General features: G+C 73.9%; 19 protein-coding genes. 9 read left to right on the plus strand and 10 right to left on the minus strand.

Annotated elements, in window-relative coordinates:
- The first annotated feature begins 103 nt into the window (after positions 1 to 103).
- The 5 genes from Sspor_RS32095 to Sspor_RS32115 all read left to right on the plus strand — a co-directional run bounded on the left by Sspor_RS32095 (position 104) and on the right by Sspor_RS32115 (position 9,373).
- Entirely contained in the window at positions 104 to 1,495 is a 1,392-nt protein-coding gene (locus tag Sspor_RS32095) for a purine-cytosine permease family protein (RefSeq protein ID WP_202202218.1), read from the plus strand.
- A gap of 33 nt (positions 1,496 to 1,528) precedes the next feature.
- On the plus strand, positions 1,529 to 3,187 hold the full coding sequence (locus Sspor_RS32100) for an amidohydrolase (protein WP_202202219.1): 1,659 nt from the start codon (positions 1,529 to 1,531) through the stop codon (positions 3,185 to 3,187).
- A gap of 589 nt (positions 3,188 to 3,776) precedes the next feature.
- A complete protein-coding gene (locus tag Sspor_RS32105; RefSeq protein ID WP_202202220.1) occupies positions 3,777 to 7,325 on the plus strand; it encodes a DNA polymerase III subunit alpha in 3,549 nt (1,182 codons plus the stop codon).
- The gene (locus tag Sspor_RS32110; RefSeq protein ID WP_202202221.1) at positions 7,322 to 8,332 is read left to right on the plus strand and encodes a DNA polymerase Y family protein; all 1,011 of its coding nucleotides are present in this window, start codon (positions 7,322 to 7,324) and stop codon (positions 8,330 to 8,332) included. The genes Sspor_RS32105 and Sspor_RS32110 overlap by 4 nt, the downstream gene beginning before the upstream one ends.
- A gap of 180 nt (positions 8,333 to 8,512) precedes the next feature.
- On the plus strand, positions 8,513 to 9,373 hold the full coding sequence (locus tag Sspor_RS32115) for an esterase/lipase family protein (RefSeq protein ID WP_202202222.1): 861 nt from the start codon (positions 8,513 to 8,515) through the stop codon (positions 9,371 to 9,373).
- A 32-nt stretch (positions 9,374 to 9,405) separates the two neighbouring features.
- Here the strand turns inward: Sspor_RS32115 and Sspor_RS32120 are convergent, their stop codons facing one another.
- The 4 genes from Sspor_RS32120 to Sspor_RS32135 form a co-directional block, all read right to left on the minus strand.
- Positions 9,406 to 10,509 carry a lytic polysaccharide monooxygenase auxiliary activity family 9 protein gene (locus Sspor_RS32120; protein ID WP_202202223.1) on the minus strand — a complete coding sequence of 368 codons (1,104 nt, stop codon included), beginning with the start codon at positions 10,507 to 10,509 and terminating at the stop codon, positions 9,406 to 9,408.
- A gap of 244 nt (positions 10,510 to 10,753) precedes the next feature.
- Complete coding sequence (locus Sspor_RS32125) at positions 10,754 to 11,428, minus strand: histone deacetylase (protein WP_202202224.1); 675 nt, start codon at positions 11,426 to 11,428, stop codon at positions 10,754 to 10,756.
- A 210-nt stretch (positions 11,429 to 11,638) separates the two neighbouring features.
- A complete protein-coding gene (locus Sspor_RS32130; protein ID WP_202202225.1) occupies positions 11,639 to 12,121 on the minus strand; it encodes a ribonuclease FAU-1 family protein in 483 nt (160 codons plus the stop codon).
- Positions 12,118 to 13,059 (minus strand): GNAT family N-acetyltransferase, encoded by a 942-nt coding sequence (locus Sspor_RS32135; RefSeq protein WP_202202226.1) that lies wholly within the window; start codon positions 13,057 to 13,059, stop codon positions 12,118 to 12,120. Before Sspor_RS32135 ends, Sspor_RS32130 begins: the two co-directional genes overlap by 4 nt.
- A 71-nt stretch (positions 13,060 to 13,130) precedes the next feature.
- Between Sspor_RS32135 and Sspor_RS32140 the strand changes: the two genes are divergently transcribed.
- Positions 13,131 to 13,520 (plus strand): GntR family transcriptional regulator, encoded by a 390-nt coding sequence (locus Sspor_RS32140; protein ID WP_202202227.1) that lies wholly within the window; start codon positions 13,131 to 13,133, stop codon positions 13,518 to 13,520.
- A gap of 84 nt (positions 13,521 to 13,604) precedes the next feature.
- On the opposite strand, the gene Sspor_RS32145 is transcribed toward Sspor_RS32140, so the two are convergent.
- Positions 13,605 to 14,702 (minus strand): DUF5925 domain-containing protein, encoded by a 1,098-nt coding sequence (locus Sspor_RS32145; RefSeq protein WP_202202228.1) that lies wholly within the window; start codon positions 14,700 to 14,702, stop codon positions 13,605 to 13,607.
- Between the two features lie 206 nt (positions 14,703 to 14,908).
- Here Sspor_RS32145 and Sspor_RS32150 point away from each other — a divergent pair, with 206 nt between their 5' ends.
- A complete protein-coding gene (locus tag Sspor_RS32150) occupies positions 14,909 to 15,715 on the plus strand; it encodes an SGNH/GDSL hydrolase family protein (RefSeq protein WP_202204003.1) in 807 nt (268 codons plus the stop codon).
- On the opposite strand, the gene Sspor_RS32155 is transcribed toward Sspor_RS32150, so the two are convergent.
- Positions 15,685 to 17,430: a serine/threonine-protein kinase gene (locus Sspor_RS32155; protein WP_237404122.1), complete on the minus strand. Its 1,746-nt coding sequence runs from the start codon at positions 17,428 to 17,430 to the stop codon at positions 15,685 to 15,687. The genes Sspor_RS32150 and Sspor_RS32155 overlap by 31 nt on opposite strands.
- A gap of 279 nt (positions 17,431 to 17,709) precedes the next feature.
- On the opposite strand from Sspor_RS32155, the gene Sspor_RS32160 reads away from it, so the two are divergent.
- Positions 17,710 to 17,979, plus strand: a complete 270-nt coding sequence (locus tag Sspor_RS32160; RefSeq protein WP_076046471.1) for a hypothetical protein — start codon at positions 17,710 to 17,712, stop codon at positions 17,977 to 17,979.
- A gap of 49 nt (positions 17,980 to 18,028) precedes the next feature.
- Here the strand turns inward: Sspor_RS32160 and Sspor_RS32165 are convergent, their stop codons facing one another.
- The 3 genes from Sspor_RS32165 to Sspor_RS32175 form a co-directional block, all read right to left on the minus strand.
- Positions 18,029 to 19,225 carry a CaiB/BaiF CoA transferase family protein gene (locus tag Sspor_RS32165; protein WP_202202230.1) on the minus strand — a complete coding sequence of 399 codons (1,197 nt, stop codon included), beginning with the start codon at positions 19,223 to 19,225 and terminating at the stop codon, positions 18,029 to 18,031.
- Between the two features lie 94 nt (positions 19,226 to 19,319).
- Complete coding sequence (locus Sspor_RS32170; RefSeq protein ID WP_202202231.1) at positions 19,320 to 20,108, minus strand: ABC transporter permease; 789 nt, start codon at positions 20,106 to 20,108, stop codon at positions 19,320 to 19,322.
- On the minus strand, positions 20,105 to 21,151 hold the full coding sequence (locus Sspor_RS32175) for an ATP-binding cassette domain-containing protein (RefSeq protein ID WP_202202232.1): 1,047 nt from the start codon (positions 21,149 to 21,151) through the stop codon (positions 20,105 to 20,107). Before Sspor_RS32175 ends, Sspor_RS32170 begins: the two co-directional genes overlap by 4 nt.
- 73 nt (positions 21,152 to 21,224) lie before the next feature.
- Between Sspor_RS32175 and Sspor_RS32180 the strand changes: the two genes are divergently transcribed.
- The gene (locus tag Sspor_RS32180) at positions 21,225 to 21,950 is read left to right on the plus strand and encodes a TetR/AcrR family transcriptional regulator (protein ID WP_202202233.1); all 726 of its coding nucleotides are present in this window, start codon (positions 21,225 to 21,227) and stop codon (positions 21,948 to 21,950) included.
- A gap of 84 nt (positions 21,951 to 22,034) precedes the next feature.
- Here the strand turns inward: Sspor_RS32180 and Sspor_RS32185 are convergent, their stop codons facing one another.
- A complete protein-coding gene (locus Sspor_RS32185) occupies positions 22,035 to 23,168 on the minus strand; it encodes a type ISP restriction/modification enzyme (protein WP_202204004.1) in 1,134 nt (377 codons plus the stop codon).
- Positions 23,169 to 23,272 lie beyond the last annotated feature (104 nt).

Here is a 23,272-nt window from a genome sequence, read left to right on the forward strand (position 1 = left end):
TATCCCGGACAGGTCTTGACGGGGTCGAGGTCCAGCCTTCATCTTGAATGCCATTCAAGAAGTTAGAACGTCATTCAAGATCGTTCAAAGTCAGGGGTCCGTCATGGGGCAGCAGGAGACAGCCGACGTCGACGAGGTGTTCCGGGTCGAAACACACGGGATCGACCCGATTCCCGACGCCGAACGCCACGGCAGCGCCAAGGACCTCTTCTGGCTCTGGTTCGGCTCCAACCTCACCTTCACCTACGTGATCAACGGCGCCCTCGCCGTCGCCTTCGGGCTCTCCTTCTGGCAGGCCACCGCCGTGGTCGTGATCGGCGGACTCTCCTTCTTCGCCATCAGCGCCGCCGGACTCAGCGGCATCCGCACCGGCACCGCCACCCTGGTCATCTCCCGCGCCGCCTTCGGCGTGCGCGGCAACTTCCCGGCCGGCGTCCTCAACTGGGTGGTGAGCATCGGCTACACCATCGTCAACACCGTGGTCGGCACCCTCGCGCTGGAAGTCTTCTTCGCCGAGATCGGCTGGCAGAGCGGCACGGCCGGCCGCGCCGCCGCCCTCCTGGTCACCCTCGCGCTGACCTTCGCCGTCGCCATGTGGGGCCACGCCACCGTGCAGTTCGCCGAACGCTGGATGGCCTACGTCCTCGCCGCCGGCTTCGGCGCCCTGCTCCTGTTCGTCCTGCCCGGCACCGACACCGCCGCCCCGGCCGCCGCCCCCGGGCTCTCCGGCTGGAGCCTCGCCTTCGTCGTCATGCTCGCCGGACCCTTCTCGTACCTGCCGATGCCCGCCGACTACACCCGCTACCTGCCCCGGACCACCACGCTGAAGTCCCTCACCTGGATGGGCGCCCTCGGCGGCTTCCTCTCCTCGGTCGCCCTCGGCGTCGCGGGCGTCGCCGCCGCCACCCAGGCCGACATGACCGACGCGGTCGCCGGCGCCGAGAGCCTGCTGCCCGGCTGGTTCCAGCCGCTGTTCCTGGCCCTCGTACTCGGCGGCTCCGTCACCAATTCGATCATCACGCTCTACTCCTCCAGCCTGAACCTCCAGGTCCTCGGCATCCCCTGGAGCCGCGCCCGGGCCATCGTCATCAGCGCCGCCGTCACCGCCCTCGGCTCGCTCGCCGCACTCTTCCTCACCGACTTCACCACCTCCCTCCTCTCCTTCCTCTCCCTGCTGATCATCGTGTTCGCCCCCTGGGGCGGAGTGTTCCTCGCCGACATGCTGCTGCGCCGCTGCCACTACGACGCCGACGCACTGCACGCCGGGAGCGCGGGCGCCTACTGGTACCGCTCCGGCTACCACCCCGCCGGCCTCACCGCCCTGCTCGCCGGAATGACCTTCGCCGCCCTGACCTGCGACTCCGAGCTGTGGACCGGGCCGCTCGTCGCCCCGCTCGGCGGCGCCGACCTCACCCTCCTCGGCTCGGTCGTCTCCGGACTCGCCTACTGGGCCCTCACCCGCCGCCGGGTCGCGGCCTACGCCGCTGCCGCCTGACCGCCACCGCACACGCAACGGAGCACCCCCGACATGGCACCCCACCCCTTCCCCGCCGACCTGCTGCTCACCGGAGCCCGGATCCACACCGTCGACCCCGGCCTGCCCGAGGCCCAGGCCCTCGCCGTCCACGACGGGCTGATCGTCTGGGTCGGCCGGGACGACGCGGCCGACGCCTGGGCCGGACCGCACACCCGGCGGATCGACGCGGGCGGCAAGCTCGTCCTGCCCGGCTTCATCGACGCCCACAACCACGTTCGGCTCGGCTCCGACGCGGACTGCGTCCAGCTCGCCGGGGTCCGCACCCTCGCGGGCATCCACGAGCGGATCCTGGCCTGGCGGGAGGCCAACCCGGACGCCGGCTGGATCGAGGCCGAGGCCTTCGACTACTCCGCGATCCCCGGCGGCCGGATGCCGTGCGCCGCCGACCTGGACCCCGTCACCGGGGACACCCTGGCGATCGTGCTCTCGTACGACGTGCACACGGCCTGGCTGAACACGGCGGCCATGCGACGGCTCGGGGTCTCGCGGGACCGCACCGACCTGCCCTTCGGCACGGCGGCGGTGGACCCGGAGACCGGCGAACCCACCGGCTTCGTCAAGGACTTCGCCATCAAGGGACTCTCCCGCGACGGCCACCGGGCCCTGCGCGAGCTGGGTGTGCCCTGGGCCTCACCGGACCGGCAGTACGGACGGCTCGCCAAGAGCCTCGACGACGCCATCGGCTACGGCATCACCACCGTGGTCGAGCCGCAGAACTCCCTGGACGACCTCGAACTCTTCGAACGGGCCCGCTCCGAGGGGCGGTTGCGCTCCCGGATCGTCGCGGCACTGTTCCACCCGCGCGGTACCGGCGACGCCGACCTGGACGAATTCGCCGACGCGGCACGGCGGTTCGCCGGAGACCGGCTGCGCGTCGGCCCGCTCAAGCTGTACATCGACGATGTGGTGGAACCGCGTACGGCCGCGCTGCTGGAGCCGTACACCGGCTGCGGCGCGCACCGGGGCGAGACCTTCTACCCGGCGGAGGAGTTCGCGGAACTGCTGGCGAAGCTGGACGCGCGCGGTTTCCAGTGCTTCGTCCACGCGACCGGCGACCGGGGCATCCGGACCGTCCTGGACGCGGTGGAACACGCGCGGACCCTGAACGGCCCGCGCGACGCCCGCCACCAGGTGGTCCACGTGGAGTGCCTGGACCCGGCGGACGTACCGCGCTTCGCGGAGCTCGGTGTGATCGCGTGCATGCAGCCGAGGCACTGCGCGCCGGAGATCGCGGGCCCCGGCCAGGACTGGGCGGAGAACGTGGGCGAGGACCGCTGGCACAAGGCCTGGCCGATGCGGAGCCTGCACGAGGCGGGGGCGGTGCTGGCGTTCTCCAGCGACTGGAACGTGGCGGAGATGGACCCGATGGTCGGCATCTACACGGCCGTGACGCGCCGCCCCCTGTCCGGCGACGGCCCGGCCTGGCAGCCGGCCGAGACGGTGGACGTGGCGACGGCCGTGTACGGCTACACGATGGGCTCGGCCCACGCCAACTTCCTTGACCGGGAGCGCGGTTCCCTCACGGTCGGCAAGGCCGCGGACTTCGTGATCCTGTCCCGGGACATCCTCGCCGTCCCGGCGGAGAAGATCCCGGGCACGGTCGCCGAGACGGTAGTGGTGGCGGGGGAGGTAGTCCACCAGGTGGCCTGATCCCCTGCGGGGTGCTCGGCGGTGCGCAGTTCGGGCTGTTCCGGCCCGGGTGGTCGCCTCAAGCGCCGGCGGGGCTGGGTGGTGTGGGGCGGGGCCCCGCACGAGGGTCTCCTCGGCTCGCGCATGCGGCCGTGGTTCTGCGGCTCGGCCTGGGTTGCGCGCTCGTCCTGCGGGGACCCTCCTGCGTGTCCCCGCCCCACGGCAGGGCTTCGGCAGTGCGAGCGGCCCCTGTCCCTTGGTGGTCTGCGGCGCGGCGGGGTGGGGGGACGTGGCGGGGTGTCCCCGCAGGACGAGCGCGCAACCACCCCGTATGGCTGGACCCTGCCCGCAGGCGCGAGCCGAGGAGACACCCCGGCGCGGCACCCCGCCCCGCCCCAGACCGACAGGCCCGCACACCCCAGCCCCGCCGGCGATTGAGGCGCACCCCGGGCCGGGACAGCCCGAGCCGAACACCGCCGAGCATCCCGCAGGGACACCGCCGAGCAACCCCGCAGGGGAGGGGTCGAACAAGTGTTTCGCACGGATATTCGAATTGCTCTATGGTGGAGAGCGGGGGAGGTGTTCATTCGAGCGAAGCAGGAGGCCGCGGGTGCCTGGTTTTACGCATCTGCACACCGTTTCGGGGTTCTCCATGCGCTACGGAGGCTCACACCCGCAGCGGCTGGCGGACCGCGCCGCCGAGCGGGGCATGGACGCCCTCGCCCTGACCGACCGCGACACCCTGGCGGGCGCGGTGCGGTTCGCGAAGGCGTGCGCGCAAGCGGGCATCCGGCCGCTGTTCGGAGTGGACATGGCCGTCTCGCCCGCGACGGGCCCGGCCGGGTCGGGGGGCCCGACCGGGCCCGGCGCGGCCTCGTACCGGCGGCGCACCCCCGTCAAGGGCGGGGCCTTCGTCGACGAGTCCGCCGCGCGGGCCGTCTTCCTGGCCCGGGACGGGGCCGCCGGCTGGGCCGAGCTGTGCCGGATGGTCACCGCCGCCCACGCGGAGGGGGCCGAGGTCCCGCTCGTGCCCTGGGAGGCCCTGCGCGGGGAGGGCGTCTTCGTCCTGCTGGGGCCCGGTTCCGAGGTGGGGCGGGCGCTCGCCGCGGGCCGCCCCGACCGGGCCGTCCGGCTGCTCGCGCCCTGGCGGGATGTCTACGGCGACTCCCTGCGCCTGGAGGCCGTCCACCACGGCCGCACCGGCACCGGGCCCGGCTCGCTCCGGCTGGCCGCCCGTACCGTCGGCTTCGCCGCAGAGCAGGGCGTTCCGGCCGTGCTGACCAACGCCGTCCGCTACGCCGACCCCGGCCAGGGCCCGGTCGCCGACATCCTCGACGCGGCCCGCCGCCTGGTTCCCGTCGACCCCCGCAACCCCGCGTACCCGCTCGACAGCGGCGAGCGCTGGCTCAAGGCGCCCGCAGCCATGGCCGAGGCCGCCGACCGGATCGCGCAGGCGGCCGGCCTGCGTCCCGCCGACGCCAGGCGCCTGCTCGCGGAGACCCGGCGTACCGCCGAGGCCTGCTCCGTGGACCCCGAGGACGACCTCGGTATGGGGTCCGTGCACTTCCCCGAGGCCCGGCTCGTCGGCGCGGCCCACCGCAGCGCCCAGCGGGTCCTGGCCTCCCGGGCCTCGGCGGGCATGGTGCTGCGCGGGTACGCGGACGACCGCGCGTACTGGGACCGGATGCACCACGAGCTCGACATCATCGCCTACCACGGCTTCGCCTCGTATTTCCTGACGGTCGCCCAGGTCGTGGACGACGTACGGGAGATGGGCATCCGGGTGGCCGCCCGCGGGTCCGGCGCCGGCTCCCTCGTCAACCACCTGCTCGGGATCGCGCACGCCGACCCCGTCGCCCACGGCCTGCTGATGGAGCGCTTCCTCTCCAAGCGGCGGCGGGTCCTGCCCGACATCGACATCGACGTGGAGTCCGCCCGCCGGCTGGAGGTCTACCGGCGGATCATGGACCGGTTCGGCACCGAGCGCGTCGCCACCGTCTCCATGCCCGAGACCTACCGGGTCCGGCACGCCATCCGCGACGTCGGCGCCGCCCTGTCCATGGACCCCGCCGTCACCGACCGGCTCGCCAAGGCCTTCCCGCACATCCGGGCCCGCGACGCCCGTGCCGCGCTGGAGGAGCTCCCCGAACTGCGTGACGTACGCGGGGAGTCGCACGGGCGGCTGTGGGAGCTCGTCGAATCGCTGGACGCGCTGCCGCGCGGGATCGCCATGCACCCGTGCGGGGTGCTGCTCTCCGACGACTCGCTGCTCGCCCGTACGCCGGTGGTGCCCACCAGCGGCGAAGGCTTCCCCATGTCCCAGTTCGACAAGGACGACGTGGAGGAGCTCGGGCTGCTCAAGCTGGACGTGCTGGGCGTACGGATGCAGTCCGCGATGGCGCACGCGGTCGCGGAGATCCGCCGCGGCACGGGGCGGGAGCTCGACCTGGACGACCCGGCGCAGGTGCCGCCGGGCGACCGGGCCACGTACGAGCTGATCCGCTCGGCCGAGACCCTGGGCTGCTTCCAGATCGAGTCGCCGGGCCAGCGGGACCTGGTGGGGCGGCTGCAGCCGGCCACCTTCCACGACCTGGTCGTCGACATCTCGCTGTTCCGCCCGGGGCCGGTGGCCGCCGACATGGTGCGGCCCTTCATCGAGTCCCGGCACGGGCGGGCCCCGGTCCGCTTCCCGCACCCGGACCTGGCCGACGCGCTGCGCGAGACGTACGGGGTGGTGGTCTTCCACGAGCAGATCATCGAGATCGTGCACGTCATGACCGGCTGCGGGCGGGACGAGGCGGACCGGGTGCGGCGCGGGCTGTCCGACCCGCAGTCGCAGCCGCGGATCAAGGTGTGGTTCGCGGCGAAGGCGGCCGAGCGCGGCTATCCGGTGGAGGTGATCGCCCGGACCTGGGAGATCGTGGAGGCCTTCGGGTCGTACGGCTTCTGCAAGGCGCACGCGGTGGCCTTCGCGGTGCCCACGTACCAGTCGGCCTGGCTGAAGGCGCACCATCCGGCGGCCTTCTACGCCGGGCTGCTGACCCACGACCCGGGGATGTACCCGAAGCGGCTGCTGCTGGCGGACGCGCGGCGGCGGGGCGTGCCGGTGCTGCCGCTGGACGTGAACCGGTCGGCGGCCGACCATCGTATCGAACTGGTGTCCGATGTGGGTGGAGTGTGGGGACTGCGACTCGGACTGTCCGACGTCCACGGCATCAGCGGGGCCGAGGCGGACCGGATCGAGGCCGGACAGCCGTACGCCTCCCTGCGCGACTTCTGGGACCGGGCGCACCCGGGCCGCCCGGTCGCCGAACGACTCGCACAGGTCGGGGCGTTGGACGCCTTCGGAGCCAACCGGCGGGACCTGCTGCTGCACGTGTCGGAACTGCACGGCGCGCAGCGGGCCGCAGGCGTGCGCGGACCCCAACTCCCCCTGGACGGCGGCAGGTCCACGGCCTCCGTCGGACTGCCCGACCTGACCGAGGCGGAACGGCTCAGCGCCGAGCTGGGCGTCCTCGGCATGGACGCCTCCCGGCACCTGATGGGGGACCACCACGCCTTCCTGGCCGAACTGGGAGTGATCCCGGCGCGCCGGCTGCGGGACACCGAACACGGGCAGACCGTGCTGGTCGCGGGGGCCAAGGCGGCCACCCAGACCCCGCCGATCCGCTCCGGGAAGCGGGTCATCTTCACGACGCTGGACGACGGTACGGGCCTGGTCGACCTGGCCTTCTTCGACGACAGCCACGAGCGGTGCGCGCACACCGTCTTCCACTCCTTCCTGCTGCTGGTACGAGGTGTCGTGCAGCGGCGGGGCCCGCAGAGCCTGAGCGTGGTCGGGGCGGCGGCGTGGAACCTGGCGGAGCTGGTGGAACTGCGGGCGGCGGGCGGCCTGGACGCGGTCGCGGCCCGCCTCGCCGAACCGGCGGCCGAGCCTGCGGCCGGTTCGGCCGCCGACGCGGCCGCCGGGGAGCCGGGCGCGAAGGGCCCGGGGGGTCCGGGGAGCCCGGGGAGCCCGGGGGGCCCGAGGGGTCCAGGCCGCCGGATCCGCATGTCCACCGGGTACGAGATGAACCCCTGGGCCGACCTCCAGCCACCGGGCACCGGCCCCGCGACCGGCCGCAAGCTGTGGCACTCCAGCCCGGGGAGCGCGGGATGACCGCCGCCGAGCGGGTCGTGATGTGCCTGCGCCCGTACTCCGCCGACGGGGGCCCGCTCGGGGCTCGGGAGTACGCGGGGGTGCTCGCGCTGCTCGGGGGGATCACCCCGGCCGTGCAGGCCCTGCCACCCGACAGCGTCCTGGCCGAGGTCCGGGGCGCGCTGCGGTACTTCGGCTGCGACGCCACCCGGCTGGCCGCCGTGATCCGGGTCCGGTCCCTCGCCCTGTACGGCGTGGACGCCGCCGTCGGTGTGGCCGGCAACCCCATGCTGGCCCGGGCCGCGGCCCGCGAGGCCCGGCCGGGGGAGACCCTGGTGATCCCCGGGGAGCCCGCCGCCGTACGGGACTTCCTGGCGGGCAAGCCCGTCACCGCTCTCGACGGGGTCGGGCCGAAGGCCGCCCGCACCCTGTGCTCGTACGGCCTCGATTCCGTCGGCCGGGTCGCCGCCGCCCCGCCCGCCGCCCTGCGGCGGATCCTCGGCGCCCGGCTCGGCCGGGAGGTGCACGAGCGCGCCCTGGGGATCGACCGGACCCCGGTCCGGCCGGGCGCTGCCGCCCGCGCCATCGCCGCCGAGCGGCTCTTCGATCTGGACGAGCTGGATCCCGCACGGCATCGGCGGGCCCTGCTCTCGCTGACACAGGAGCTCGGCGCGAAGCTTCGTACACAGGAACAGGGCCGGGGGCAGGTCTGCCGTGCCCTCTCGCTCACCGTCCGCTGCGCCGACCGCACCACGCTCACCCGCACGCGCACCCTGGCCGAACCCACCGCGCACTCGGCCGCCCTGACCGCCACGGCCTACGCCCTCTACGCGGGCCTCGGCCTGCAGCGGGCCCGGGTCCGCTCGCTGTCCCTGCGCGCCGAGGACCTGACCTCGGCCGAACGGGCCACGCGGCAGCTCAGTCTCGACCCCGAGGACGAGAAGGCCCGCCGCCTGGAGGCCGTCACGGACCGGGTCCGCGCGCGCTTCGGGCCGCACGCCATCGCCCGCGGCACACTGGCCGCCTGACGGCCCGTCGGGCGGCTTACAGGCAGCCGGCCGGGCGACGCGCGAGTTTTTACCGACGCGTAACTTCCCTGTGTTGCTACTCACCCGTAATTTAGCGGCAGCAGCTCCCCCTTGTGATCCGGATCACGGGACGAACCCCCACCCTCATCCCCTTGAGTCGACCCGCGAGGAGATCACCCGATGCTGCCCTGGAGACGCCTGCTCCGCCCGCTCGCCGTCCTCACCCTCACCGCCGCCGCACTCGTCGCCCCCACCGGCGTGGCGCAGGCCGCGTCCGCCCCCAGCAGCGGCTGGAACGACTGGTCCTGCAAGCCGTCCGCCGCCCACCCGCGCCCCGTCGTCCTCGTCCACGGCACCTTCGGCAACTCCTGGGACAACTGGCTCGGCTTCGCCCCGTACCTCGTGCACCGCGGGTACTGCGTCTACTCGCTCGACTACGGCCAGTTGCCCGGCGTGCCCCTCTTCAACGGGCTCGGCCCCATCGACAAGTCCGCCGAACAGCTCGACGTCTTCGTAGACAAGGTGCTGGCCGCCACCGGAGCGTCCAAGACCGACATCGTCGGGCACTCGCAGGGCGGCATGATGCCGCGCTACTACCTGAAGTTCCTCGGCGGTGCCCCGAAGGTCAACGCGCTGGTCGGGCTCGCCCCCGACAACCACGGCACCACCCTGCTCGGATTCACCAAGCTCCTCCCGTACTTCCCCGGGGCCGAGGACCTGATCAGCACCGCGACCCCGGGCCTGGCCGACCAGATCGCCGGATCCGCCTTCCAGCAGAAGCTGAACGCGGGCGGGGACACCGTGCCCGGGGTGAAGTACACGGTCATCGCCACCAAGTACGACGAGGTGGTGACCCCGTACCGGAGCGCCTTCCTGGACGGGCCGAACGTGAACAACGTCGTACTCCAGGACCTGTGCTTCCTGGACCTCTCGGAGCACGTCGCCATCGGGCTCACCGACCGCATCGCCTGGCACGAGGCCGTCAACGCCCTCGACCCGGCGCACGCCGAACGGACCACCTGCGCCTCCGTCTTCGACTGACGGGGCGCAGGCGGTCCGGACCCGGACAGGGTTCAGCGGCCGTGGCGGCCCGTCGCCGTACGCGCGGTGCGGCGGCGGGCGGCCGCGAACAGCGCGGCCGCGCCGACGGCCAGGGCGGCGGCCCCGGCGATCGCGATCGTCGGGGTGGCACCGTTGCCGCCCGTCTCGGCGAGGTTGTCCTTGGCCGTGGCGGCCGGCGAGGAGGAGCCGGCCGTGATCGGGACGGCGGCGGCATCCTTCGTGCCGTTCGTCTTCGGGTCGTTGTCGCCGTGGCCGTTGTGCTCCACCGTGGACTTGCCGGCGCCGTCGGAGATCTGCTGGTCGGTCGGGGCCGAGGGCTTGTCCACGGGCTTGTCGGACGGCTTCTCGCCGGGCTTGTCGCCGGGCTTTCCGCTCGGCTTGGCACCCGTCCCCGTCCCGGTGCCGGCACCGGTGGTCGGAGTGGTACCGGAGCCGCCGCCGTTGCCGCCGTTCCCGCCGCCGTTGTCCTTGCCGAAGACGACGTCCGAGCAGGTGTAGAAGGCCTCCGGGCTGTCGGAGCGCTGCCAGATGCTGTAGATCAGGTGGCGGCCCGACTTGTTCGGGACGGTCCCGGAGAAGACGTAGTCGCCGTTCTGCATGCCCGGGTCGGTGACCTTCGCGAACGGCGCGGGCTCCAGGTCGGACCAGGCCAGGGGCTTGGTCGGGTCGTAGCCGTCCTTCGTCACGTACAGCTCGAAGGAGCCCTTGTGCGGGGCCGTGCCCTTGTAGCGGAAGGTGTGCGCGCCGGCGGACATCGGGCTGGCCGGCCAGTCGGCACGGGCCAGGTCCAGCCCCCGGTACTTGTCGTTGCCGGCCGAGCAGAGCTGGCCGTTCGGGATCAACGAGCGGTGGTTGCCCGCCGCGTTGGCGATGTTCACCGCGTTCCAGTCGTAGAACGGCTGCGTCCCGGCGGCCGCGACGGCCGCCTTGCACGCCGCCGACTTCGGGGACTCGGGCCCCTCGGCGTAGCACGCGGCCACCCGGCTGACCGGGTCCGTCATCGAGCCGTGGGCGACCGCGGGGGCCGCCGCGTACGCGGCCAGCGCGAGCGGGGCCAGGCCTGCGGAGGCGATACGGGTCAGCGTGACGGCGGTGCGACGGCGGCGTGCGGGCATGGGTGGTCTCCTTCGGGCACAAGGCAGGGGTGTGCCGGCGGAATCGGACTCCGCGGTGCGCCGCCCCCCGGCGGCGCCACAACGGGCCCTTCCTGTCCTGGCTCGGCCAAGCTAGCCGCCCCGACCACGGGTTTTGCCCCTTCGGCCCCGCCGGAGCGGATCCTTAGGGTCCTCTTAAGCCAGGGACAAGAGCGACCTCAGGAACGGGCCCGGCCCGGCAGCCTGCCGGCTCGGAGTGACGCCCCTACGGGCGGAGCTCATCGGTCGTGAGCAGCTCTCTCACCTGTTCGGCCGTCCAGTCGCCGGCGGCGCCGGGGCATGCCGCGAGGTAGTCGGCGATGTCCTGCTCCTGCCAGGGGCCGGACTCCAGGAGGCCGCCCGCCAGGTAGCGCAGGTACGCGGCCGACGGGTTGAGCACCTCGACGTCCTGAAGGCCCCACGGCGCGGTGAAGGTCAGCATGGGGATGCCCTCGACGGTGCCCGGGCAGATGAGGGTCTCGTACCGTCCGGGGCCCAGCTCGTCACGGCCCTCCCGGAGGACCGCCGTGAGATCCAGGTCCGCTCCCGGCTTCCGGTACATCTCCTGCGCGGCGATGTCGGACATCTGGCCGACCGTCACCAGGTGCGCACGTCCACGGGTGCGCCCGGGAGCCGTCGGGTCGTAGAACGCCCGGCCCCCGGTCCACACCGGGGACTCCGTGGCGAAGTACAGACGGCCCTCCAGCTCGACCGCGATCGAGCGCTCGGGCGCGGTGTGGTCCCGGCAGCCCGGGTACGTGCGTGCCGCGCCCGGCGGGGTCCCGCCGGCGATGTACGTGGCGAGGCGGTCCATGTGCATGTTGGAGCCGTAGGAGACGTACCAGACCTGCTCGGGGGCGGGGATCGACCCGGTGAGCGGGGTGGCGGTGTGGACGGGCATGCGCGGTTCCTCGGGGATCGGGGCGAGGGTTTCCACCGGCCCGCGGACGCGGGGCCGGTGATCCGGAATCTCTCCTGTCATATGCCTATCGGGCCACTGGGGCCCGTGCGTATGGTGTGGCCCCGGACCATCCCGGGCCCGGCGCCCTCCCGGCTCCCCACGGGAGGGCCGCCGCGCGCCCCGCACCGCATGTACCCCGGAAAGGAGGCTTTACGGGAGGAGCGCGGAAAGGCCGGCCGCCGACCGGGCCTGGTCGTCCAGCGCGTCGAGAGCCCGTACGGCCTGCGCCGCGGCCTCCGGGTCGCTCGCGGCGAGCCCGCTCTCGGCGAACTCGTCCTCGTCCAGCCGCAGGACGGAGGACCCGTCCGCCGAGACCCACAGGTCGAGGTCGAGGTCCTCGACGAGGATCTCCCCGCTCTGCACCAGGGCCGGGCGCGTGACGTCGCAGTAGCAGCCCTTGAGGACGCCGTCGCCGGTCCACACCTCCTTGACCGCGTACCAGCGGGTCCGCCAGAAGTGCTCGACGAACACGTCGCCCGGTTCGAAGCGCACGAAGCCGAAGTCCCGTACGCCCTCGGCGGCCCAGGGGGCGCGTACGGAGATCCGGTCGCCGTCGTCGGCGACCTGCGCCGCCGGGTAGCGGATCTTGGTTCGTCCGGCCTTGGTCAGGACGACGGTCAGCTGTGCGGTCACCGGGTCTCCACCTTCTTCGTATAGCGCGTCTCGGTCGCGCAGATCTCGTAGCCGAACCACTCGTTGATGGCGAGCATCGGGCCGTTGCCCGCGTCGTTGCCGGTGAAGGCCTCGGTGTACCCGGCCGCACGGGCCCGGTGCAGGGAGGCCGTCTTGGCGAGCTTGGCCAGCCCCCGGCCCCGGAAGGCGCGCAGGGTGCCCGTCATCGCCGAGGCGTAGCGGGTCCCGCCGTCGGTCTGCGCCGCGGCGAAGGAGGCCACCACGCCGTCGACCAGGGCGACGGTGGTGAGCTCCTTGTCGAGGGACGGGCTGTTCCAGGTGTGCGCGAGCCAGTCCTCGTAGTCGTCGAACCCGGCCGCCACGTCGCCCGGTTCGTCGGAGGTCGTCTCGGCGTCGGCCTCGAACAGCGGCCGCGGGTCGGCGGCGAAAGCGGCCCCGGGGCGCAGCTCGACCCCGGCCGGCAGGTCCTGCGGGAGCTCGGGCAGCGTGGCCGCCGCCAGGTCCAGGCGCAGGAAGTGCGCCGACCGGCTGGGGCGGTAGCCGCGCCGCTCGGCGAACGCGCGCGGGGCGGGCTCGTCGAGCACCCACGCGTACACGTCCCGCGCGCCGTGCGCGGCGAGGTGCTCCTCGGCGGTGCGGAGCAGGAGGGCGCCGGCGCCGGCACCGCGGTGGGCGGGATCGACGTGGGCGTTGACGTACGACTGGCCGGGCTCGGGGCTGTCGTACGCGATGCCGACCTGCGCGGTGCCGATGACGCGGCCGTCCGCGGTCTCGGCGACGAGGATCCGGTGGTGCTTCGCGGGGTGGGCGGAGGAGACCTCGAAGGCCACGCCCTCGGTGGTGGTGATCATGAACGGCAGGGCGGCGCGTCGTACCCGTACGACGGACTCCGCGTCCGAGTGGTCGCCGGGGCGGAGGTCGCGGATCGAGACAGTCATGGGGCAGACGCTACGTGCGCCTTCGCGGCGTGCGCCTCCCAATTAACCGCCGATGGTGGACAATCACCCGCGTGACCTCGACAAACCTGAAGATCACCATCGACGGCTCGGCCGGGTCGGCCGCCCCGTACGAACAGCTGCGCGCGCAGATCGCCGACCGGGCCCGGTCGGGGAAGCTCCCGGCGGGCTTCAAGCTGCCGACGGTACGGGGCCTCGCGGAGGAGCTGGGCCTGGCCGCCAACACGGTCGCGAAGGCGTACCGGGCGCTGGAGGCGGACGCGGTGATCGAGACGAGGGGCCGGAACGGGACCTTCATCGCGGCCGCGGGGGACGCGGTGTCCCGCGAGGCGGCCGCGGCGGCCCAGGCGTACGCGGACCGCGTCCGCCGCCTCGGTCTGACCCAGGCCGAGGCGCTGTCCGCCGCCACGGACGCCCTCCGGGCCCGGTACGCCGCGCAGTAACCGGCCCGCGCCTCAAACGCAGGGTTCGGGGCGGAGCCCCGAGAGGCCCCGCCGCAGGTGATGCAGAGCGCATCTGCAGCGCAGCTACAGGTACAGCCCCGCTTCCGAGCTGTGCGGCTGTGGCGGCAGGATCGCCGCCGGGCCCGTGCCGCGGCGCAGGGCGAAGAGCTCCGCCAGGCTGGCGCCCTCGCGGGAGACGCCCTCGTCGGTGCCCAGCCAGTCCACCGCCTCCCGGTGGGTGAGCCGGCCGACCTCGATGCGGGCCAGGCAGCGCCCCGGGCGGACCACCGCCGGGTGGAGCCGTTCCAGGTCCTCGTTGGTGGTGACCCCCACCAGCACGTTGCGGCCCTGGCCCAGCAGTCCGTCCGTCAGGTTCAGCAGCCGGGACAGCGCCTGCCCGGCCGTATGGCGGGCCTCGCCCCGGATCAGTTCGTCGCAGTCCTCCAGCAGCAGCAGCCGCCAGCGGCCCTTCGCCGTGCCCTCGTCCTCGCCGATCGCGATGTCCATCAGGTAGCCGACGTCGTTGAACAGCCGCTCCGGGTCCAGGACGCAGTCGACCTGGCACCAGTCCCGCCAGGACCGGGCCAGCGTGCGCAGCGCGGAGGTCTTGCCCGTGCCGGGCGGCCCGTGCAGCAGGAGCAGCCGGCCCGCGATGTCGTCCGGGGTCACCTTCATCAGCCGGTCCATGGCCCCGGCGACCGGCGCCGTGTAGTTGGGCCGTACCTCCGCCCAGGTCCCGGCCGCGATCTGGCGGGTCGTCCGGTACGGGCCGCGGCGCGGGGAGACGTACCAGAAGCCCATCGTGACGTTCTCGGGCTGCGGTTCGGGCTCGTCCTGCACGCCTTCGGTGGCCTTGCCGAGGACGCCCGCGGCGAGTTCGTCGCTGACCGCCGTCACGGTGACGTCCGCGCCCCGGCTCCAGCGCGAGACGAGCATGGTCCAGCCCTCGCCCTCGGCGAGGGTGGCGCTGCGGTCGCTGTCGCGCGCCGAGCGCAGCACCGTGGCCTCCGGCGGCAGGAGGGTGGCCTCCGCCTTGACCCGCTCGATCGACACGCTGTGCGAGTACGGCTGCTCACCGGACGCGAACCGGCCGAGGAAGAGCGCGTCGACGACGTCCGACGGTGAGTCGCTGTCGTCGACGTTGAGCCGGATCGGCAGCGCGTCCTGCGGGTTGGCTGACATGGCGCCCATGATCCGGCACACGGTGCCCGCGTGCACCCGTGTTTCGCTGGATCGGGTGCCCAAGTTCCCTCTTCAAACGCCTGGGGAGTGAAGGTTCGGGCCGCAACTCTGCCCTGAATATTCTTGGCATGGACACTTCCAGCGAACCTCGGCTGCTTGTACCACGGACTCAGGAGTAATCCCCACAAGGAGCCGCACACATGAGCATGAAAATGTCGCGCTTCGCTGCCCTGACCTCCTCCCTCTTACTCGCCGCGGGCGCCGCCCTGTTCGGCGCCGGCCAGGCGGCCGCCACCGCCCGGGCCGACTTCGGCTACGTCGCCCTCGGCGACTCGTACTCCTCCGGCGTCGGCGCCGGCAACTACGACGGCGCGAGCGGCAACTGCAAGCGCACCACCCGCGCCTACCCGGCCCTGTGGGCCGCCGCCCATTCCCCCCAGACCTTCTCCTTCACCGCCTGCTCGGGCGCGCGCACCGGCGACGTCCTCTCGGGCCAGCTCGCCCCGCTCAACTCCGGCACCGACCTGGTCAGCATCACCATCGGCGGAAACGACGCCGGATTCTCCGACGTCATGACGACCTGCGTCCTGCAGTCCGAATCCACCTGCGTCAACCGCGTGAACCAGGCCAAGGCCTACGTGGACTCCACCCTCCCCGGCCGGCTCGACCAGGTCTACGACGCCATCCACGGCCGCTCGCCCGGCGCGCACGTCGTCGTCCTCGGCTATCCCCGCTTCTACAAGCTGAACGGCACCTGCACCGCCGGCCTGACCGAAGGCGAGCGCTCCGCCATCAACGGCGCCGCCGACTACCTCAACGCCGCCATCGCCAAGCGCGCCGCCGACCACGGCTTCACCTTCGCCTCGGTGGCCGGCACCTTCACGGGGCACGAGATCTGCTCCGGCAGCGCATGGCTGCACAGCGTCAACTGGCTGAACATCGGCGAGTCGTACCACCCGACCGCGGCCGGGCAGTCCGGCGGCTACCTGCCGGTCTTCACGAACGCCGCCTGATCCGTCCCGTCCGTCCGGTCCGTCCGGTCCGGTTCACCGGTCCCGGAAGCCGCCGGAGCGCTCGCCGTCGGTGAGGTCGGTGAGGCCGGTGAGGGACTCGGCCCGGGGGAGGGGGCCCCGCTCGTCGGGGTCTCCTTCCGGCAGGTCACCGAGGTGGCCACCCACTGGGTGGCCACCTCGGCCGGTCCCCGCACCTCCAGCCGGACCGCGTCCTCGAAGGCGCCGGCCGGATCGTGCGTGAGCTCCGTGTGCTCCAGCCGCCGGCTCCTGGGCCCGCCCTCCTCGTACATGACGGAGCGCCAGTCGGGTCCGGAGGTCCGCCCGCTGCGCGTGACCCAGCGGTACTCCAGGACGACCGGGGTGCGCTCCACCTCGACGGTGGCCGTGAAGGCGGGCGCGTACGCGGCGGGCGGCGGACAGCTGCCGGAGTAGGAGGAGCGCACCGTGTCCACGTACACCGACACGTGCTGCCCCGGCGAGCCCGAGGCGGACACCGACGCCGAAGCGGGCGGAGCCGTCGAAGGCGTCGTGGTGACGGCCCGGTCGGTGGTCGTCGCCGGGCCGGTCGGGGCGCCGCCCGTCCCGCCGCCCTTCCCGTTCGTGTCCTCGCGGTCCTTGAGCAGCAGCCACCCCACCGCGACCAGGGCCAGCAGCATCAGCACGATCCCGGCCGCCAGGACCAGCCCGGCCCGGCTCCCGCGCGCCCCCGGCCCGGACGCGGGCCGTGGCGGCGGCGTCCCGTAAGGCGACTCGGGCGGTGCGCCGGACCGCGTCCCGTACGGCGTCGTGTGCGACCTGTCCGACCCGTTCGGCCCGTGCCCCTCGTGCACCGGTCCGGTCGTCGGCGCCTCCGGCCCCGACACCGGTCCGCCGGGGGCCCGTACGGTCCCGCCCGCGCCCACCACCCGCAGCATCCGGGCCGCCTCCGCCGCGGGCAGCCGCTCGGCCGGGTCCTTGCGCAGCAGCCCCTCCAGTACGGGCTCCAGCGCGCCGGCCCGGCGCGGCGGCGGCAACTCCGCGTCCACCACGGCCCGCAGGGTGTCCAGCGGGGTGGCCTGCCGGAAGGGCGATACCCCCTCGACGGCGGCGTAGAGCATGACCCCGAGCGCCCACAGGTCCGAAGCGGGTCCCGGATCGCGCCCCAACGCCCTCTCGGGCGCCAGGAATTCGGGCGAGCCGACCAGCTCGCCCGGCATGGTGATCGCCGAGGAGCCCTCCAGGGTCGCGATCCCGAAGTCGCCGAGCACCACCCGGCCGTCGTTGGCGATCAGGACGTTGCCCGGCTTCACGTCCCGGTGCAGCACCCCGGAGTCGTGCGCGGAGCGCAGCGCGGCGAGCACCTGTTCCCCGACGTGCGCGGCCCGCTGAGGGGTCATCGGCCCCTCGGCCTCCAGGACGTCCGCCAGCGAGAGTCCGCGCACCAGCTCCATCACGATCCAGGGGCGTCCGTCCTCGGACGCCACGTCGTAGACGGTGACGACCCCCCGGTGCGAGACGCGGGCCGCGGCCCAGGCCTCCCGTTCCAGCCGCCGGTACAGCCGCTCCAGTTCGGCGGGTTCCAGTCCGGCCGGGGCCCGCACCTCCTTGACGGCGACCTCGCGGGCGAGTACCTCGTCGCGGGCCCGCCACACGGTGCCCATCCCGCCGCGGCCGATCGGTTCGAGCAGCCGGTAGCGGCCCGAGATGACACGATCGGAGTTCGATTGGTCACTCACGCGCGCCCCCGAGTGTGCTCCCGTGCGCCCCGGTGTCATCGGGCGGTCACTCCAAGTTAGCGCAGTGTGGGCCAAGTGGCCCCTGTCGTGACGGGACCGACGCAGAGGCCTTTCGCAGCGTGACGTCTGTGCGGAGAGTAATCGGCGACTCCGCTGAGTAATCGTCAACTCCCCGTCGCCACAGGGGTAATTCACACCACCGGGATACCCGGGGGCGACGCGGGGGCGATAGGGTTAACCTGCCCGGGCCGGGTGCCCTCGTACGGGTGGGGAGAGATCATGGAACAGATAGCAATGCGCAGCAGGCCGCCTCGCGTGCCTGCCATCACCTGCGGCAGCAGTGCGACCAGCTCGCGCCTCGACCGCCACCTCGCCGTGCTGGGCGGTCCCGCCGTCCCGCACCGGGAGACCGCCGAGGCGACGCTGCTGATGCGCGAGCTCACCTCCCGCGACCACACGCACCGCCTGCGGAGCCGGAGCGCGCGCGTCTCGCTCTTCGCGCCGCTGCGCCGCCTGCGTCGCACGCTCTTCGGCAGCCGCCGCTCGTAACCGTCCCCGTACCGCAGCCGTCGGCCCCTCGGCCTCCGGCTCCCCGGCCCTACCCGATCACACCGTCCCGGCGCAGTTCCGAGATCTGCGCGTCCGCCATCCCCAGGGCGCGCAGCAGGGACTCGGTGTGCTCGCCCAGCGCGGGCACCGCACCCATGTGCGGTGCCGCGCCGCCCGGCAGTCCGATCGGCGGCAGCAGGGCCCGCAGCGGACCGGCCGGTGAATCCACCTCCCGCCAGCGGTCCCGGGCCGCGAGTTGCGGATGCCCGGCCAGCTGGGCCACCGAGTTCAGCCGCGCGCACGCGATGCCCGCCGCTTCCAGCCGCCCGATGGCCTCGTCCGCGTCGAGCCGGCCCAGCGCCTCCGCCACCACCGCGTCGGTCTTCTCCCGGTTCCCGGTGCGCGCCGCGTTCGTCGCGTACGCCGGGTCCTCGGCCAACTCGGGCCGTTCCAGGACCTGCTCGGCCAGACGCCGCCACTCGCGGTCGTTCTGGACCGACAGCAGCACCCGGTCCCCGTCCGCCGTCGCATAGGCGTCGTAGGGCGCGATCACCGCATGGGCGAGGCCGGTGCGCGCGGGCTGCTGCCCGCCGTGCATCGTGTGGTGCAGCGGATGGCCCATCCACTCGGCGAGCGCGTCCAGCATGGACACCTCCACCCTGCCCCCGCGCCCGGTGACCCCCCGGCGCAGCAGAGCGGCCAGGACCCCCGAGAAGGCGTACATGGCCGCCGCGATGTCCGCCGCCGGGATGCCCGCCTTGACGGGCTGCTCCGGAGTGCCGGTCACCGACACCAGCCCCGCCTCGCACTGCACGAGCATGTCGTAGGCACGCTTGTGGGCGTACGGGCCCTCGGCGCCGTAGCCGGAGACGTCGACCGCGACCAGCCGGGGGTAACGCGCGCACAGCGAGGCCGAGTCGAGCCCGAGCCGGGCGGCGGCCCCCTGCGCGAGGTTCTGCACGAAGACGTCGGCCCCGGCCAGCAGCCCGTGCAGGACCTCCCGGCCGCGCGGGTCCTTCAGGTCGAGGGCGATCGACTCCTTGCCGCGGTTGGCCCACACGAAGTGCGAGGCGAGGCCGTGCGCGGCCGTGTCGTAGGCGCGGGCGAAGTCGCCGCCGTCGGGGCGTTCGACCTTGATCACCCGGGCGCCGAGATCGGCGAGCTGGCGGGTGGCGAAGGGGGCCGAGACGGCCTGTTCGACGGCGACGACGGTGATGCCGTCGAGGGGGAGCGGTTCGGTAGCCATGGGCCCCTGCCTACCGGTTCGGACGGGTGGCTGTCACCTGCGGCGGCTCTCGCCGCCACCGGGGACCGCCACCCAGGGCCTCCACCGGAGGCGGTCAGCGGGCGCCGCCCGCGAACCTGCGCGTGGCCAGCGGCACGAACAGCGCGAGCAGCAGCACCGACCACACCAGCGCCCCGGCCACGGGGTGCGCCGCCGGCCAGGCGGCGCCCGCGGCGGCCTCGCCGCCGGCGTTCCCGCACAGTTCGCGTACGGCGGTGGCGACGGCGCTGATCGGGTTCCACTCGGCGACCGTGCGCAGCCACCCGGGCAGTCCGGCGGTCGGCAGGTACGCGCTGGAGAGCATCGGCAGGACGAAGGTGGCACTGCCGAGCTGGCCGGCCGCCTCCTCGCTCTTGCTCAGCAGGCCGAGGTACGTGCCCACCCACGCGGTGGCGAAGCGGAACAGCAGCAGCACGCCCAGGGCCGCCAGCGCGCCGGGCAGGCCGTTCTCGATGCGCCAGCCCATCGCCAGCCCCACCAGCATCAGCGGCACCATCGACACACCGGTGGTCAACAGATCGGCCGCCGTCTGCCCCAGCGGTACGGCGGTACGGCTCATCGGCAGCGTCCGGAAGCGGTCCATCACCCCGCGATGGGCGTCCTGCGCGGCGGTGAACATGCCGGTCATCAGGCCGTTCGCGGCGGTCGCGGCCAGCAGCCCGGGGACGAGGAACTCCCGGTACTCGGCGCCCGGCATGGCGAGCGCGCTGCCGAAGACGTATCCGAAGAACAGCAGCATGGTGATCGGCATGGTCTGGGTGAGGATCAGCAGCGCCGGGGCGTGCCGGGCCTTCTGGAGCTGGCGGGTGAGGACGGCTCCGCCGTCGGACAGCAGGGTGCTCATGCGGCGTACTCCTGGGCATCGGCATCGGCGGTGGGACCGGCGGTGGGACCGGCGGCGTCGAGGTGGGCGTCGGCCGCATCGGCGCCGGTGGCGCCGGAACGGCCCTGGGTGAGGCGCAGGAACACCTCGTCCAGGGTCGGCGGACGCAGGCTCGCGTCCGTCACCGGGACCCCGGCGGTGTCGAGTTCCCTGATGATCCGCGGCAGGGTGAGGCCGCCGTCGAGGACGGTGACCCCCACCGTCAGCCGTTCCTCGTCGAGCGCGGGCCGGCCGCCGGTGAGCTGGTCGAGTACGGCGGCGGCGCGCGCGAGCGTCCCGCGCTCCGTGACGGTGACCTCGGCGCGGGCGCCGATCCGGGCCTTCAACCCGGCCGGCGTGCCGGTGGCGGCGACCCGGCCGCGGTCGACGACCACGATCTCGCCGGCCAGCCGGTCGGCCTCCTCCAGGTACTGCGTGGTGAGCACCACCGTGGTGCCGCCGGAGCCCTTCTCGACGAGTTCCCGCACCGCCGTCCAGATCTGCTCGCGGGCCGCCGGGTCCAGGCCGGTGGTGGGCTCGTCGAGGAACAGCACCCGGGGCCGGGTGATGAGGCCCGCGGCCAGGTCCAGGCGCCGCTTCATGCCGCCGGACCAGGTGCCGGCCACCCGGTCGGCGGCCTCGCCGAGTCCGAAGCGCTCCAGCAGCTCGTCCGCGCGGGCCCGGCCCGCGGCGCCGCGCAGCCCGGCCAGCCGGGCGAAGAGCCGGAGGTTCTCACGGCCGGTCAGGTCGCCGTCGACGGAGGCGTACTGGCCGGTGACGCCGATGGCGCGGCGGACGGCCGCCGGGTCCCGGGTGATGTCGTGACCGGCGACGAGGGCGCGGCCGCCGGTGGGTGCGGTGAGGGTGGTGAGGATCCGGACGGCGGTGGTCTTGCCCGCGCCGTTGGGGCCGAGGAGCCCGCAGACCGTGCCCTCGGGAACGGCGAGGTCGAGGCCCCGCAGGGCATGGACCTCCCCGTAACTCTTCTGCAAACCCTCACTAAGTACAGCGTACGGAGTAGTCATGTGCGTCACCGTACCTCACTACGTACGGTGTACGTAACTAAGATGGGGGCGAGACGACGAGGTGATCTGAGCCATGACAGCCGGCGGGCGACCCGCTGAACCCGAAGTGATCTGGTCCCGCCCCCAGCGGGCGGGCCGCGGCCCCAGGCCCGCGCACAGCCGCGAGTCGATCGCGTCCGAGGCGGTGCGGATCGCCGACGACGAGGGCATCGACGCCGTGTCGATGCGGCGCGTGGCGGCCGGGATCGGCGCGGGGACCATGTCCCTCTACAACTACGTGCCGCGCAAGGAGGACCTGTACGAGCTGATGGTCGACGCGGTCAGCGGGGAGTACGAGCTTCCCCCGCCGACCGGTGACTGGCGTGCCGACCTGCTCGCGCTGGCCCGCCGGACGCGCGCGCTGATGCGCCGCCATCCATGGCTGCCGCGCCTGCTGAGTCCCGTCTACGGCTTCGGCCCGAACGCCCTGCGCTACCTGGAGTACAGCCTGGACTGCCTGGCTCCGCTCGACGTGCCGGACGGCGAGAAGCTGGAACTCGTCGCCGCCGTCAACGGGACCGTCGCGACCTTCGTGGCCAGTGAGCTGGCGCTGGCCGAACGGTCCCGGACGCTGCCCTGGAGCGAGGCGGAGGAGCAGCGCGTACGGACGGCCTGGCTCGGCTCCCGCCTGGTCACGGGGGAGTACCCGCGGCTGGCGGCGGCCCTCACCGGAGGCGGCCCGGTCCCGGGCGCCGGGCTCGACATGGACGAGGTCTTCGACCGCACGGTGTCCCGGCTGCTGGGCGCCTGGGGGGCTTAGGAGCCTGGGGGTGTGGGGGTGTGGGGGTGTGGGGGCGTGGGGGTGCGGGGGTCGGGGGTGCGGGCCCGGTGTCCCGCACCCCGGTCAGAGGAGGGCGAACTGCCCGCCCGGGCCCTCCTCCTGGTGGTCCAGCACCGAAGCCGGGCGCCGGGCCCAGGCGGGCGGCGGCAGCACCCCGGCCGCGCGCAGCGCCTCGGCCGACAGTCCCGGGCCCGGCTCGAACGCGGCGCGCTCCGGGGCCAGTTCGGCCAGCATGGCCAACGTGGTCACCAGGGCCAGCAGCTCCGAGGTCCAGCTCTGCGGCCACTCGGCCGGCCCCAGCGCGGCCAGACCCTCGGCGTCCGGACCCCGGTGCGCGGTGCGGGCGGCGAACCAGGCCGGCAGTACCCGCACGAGCTGCGCCTCGTACTCCCAGGCCCCGGACGGCACGGGGGAGACCGTGCCGCTCCCGAGGCTCAGCGTCTCGCTCTCGGCGTCGTACGCGAGCTCGTGCGGCCAGCCCGTGACCGCCGAGCGGACGTACGGGCGGCGCCCGCCCGGCAGCCGCGGCGGCTCACCGCCGCGCGCCCCGCGCAGCTGCACGCCCAGCAGCCGGCGCCCCAGCTCCAGCCCGGCCCGCCAGCGCTCGGGGTCGGCGGCGAGCGGGACCTCGTACCCGCGCGGCCCCGGGCGGGCGGCCGCGAGGATCCAGCACAGGACGTCCTCGGCCTCGACCCGGCCGCCGTGGCGGGCCCCCAGCAGGGGCAGCAGGCCGGGGGCGAGATTCGGCTCGGCGGCTCCGGGGCGCCGGTGCAGGGGGCGGATCCGGCCGAGGCGGCCGAGGCGGCCGACCGGGAGGTGGGCGGTGACCAGCGGCTCCGGGGTCTCGACGAGGAACAGCTGGTGCTCGTCCCGGACCCGCCAGAGCTCGGGGCGGGCCACGTCGATGAGCCGCTGGTCGGGCAGCAGCCACTGCTCGTCGAAGGGCTCGCGGAGTACCCGTACGGGGTCGGGGCACGGGCCCGGCTCGTCGGCGAACCGGGCCGTGGCCGCCGAGCGCTGCCCCGGCAGGGCGGCCGCCCCGGCGTCGGGCCCGCGGCTGCGGCTCGGGCGGAACAGCCGCTCCCGCTCGGCGCCTTCGGAGCCGGTCAGGGCGGCCCAGCGGGTGCGCAGGGCCGCCGGATCGGGTGCGGCCACCCAGTCCCGCCCCAGGCGCAGGCCGGCCACGGACCAGGGCATCAGATCCTCAAGCAGCGGTACGTCTTTGCTCACGCCGCCGATGGTAGCGACGGCATCCGATGGCCGGGCTGCGTCCAGGTCGAAGAGCTAGGCTCCTTATATAC

Source organism: Streptomyces spororaveus, assembly GCF_016755875.1.
Classification (GTDB): domain Bacteria; phylum Actinomycetota; class Actinomycetes; order Streptomycetales; family Streptomycetaceae; genus Streptomyces; species Streptomyces spororaveus.